The 276-nt window shown below is 35.5% G+C and carries 1 protein-coding gene; it reads left to right on the top strand.

Annotated elements, in window-relative coordinates; genetic code table 11:
* The coding region (locus tag ACSNOK_RS34160; protein ID WP_436784618.1) for a tetratricopeptide repeat protein at positions 1-276 on the top strand (276 nt) is incomplete at both ends.

Raw genomic sequence — 276 nt, 5'->3', positions numbered from 1 at the left:
CATTACCTTAGGAATTATCGCGATTCTTTTTCTATCAATACTTAAGAGTTTTGTAGTTGGAAGTTTAACTGAAAATACAACAGAGGTAAACGAGAATCTACTGAGATCTACTGTTGAATATATACCAAACTCTCCGTCACTCCTTTCGAAACTTGCTGAAACTGAAATCTCGGGAAACAATATAGATTTTGAAAGTGCCGAAACTCATATTAGTCAGGCCATCGATTTTTCACCCAATAATTATAATTACCGGTTGTTGCTTGCTCAGATTAGGGA

Source organism: Streptomyces sp. URMC 126, from assembly GCF_051386555.1.
Classification (GTDB): domain Bacteria; phylum Actinomycetota; class Actinomycetes; order Streptomycetales; family Streptomycetaceae; genus Streptomyces.
The sequence above is the reverse complement of the archived record's forward strand: the minus strand, read 5'-3'. Positions and strand labels throughout refer to the sequence as shown.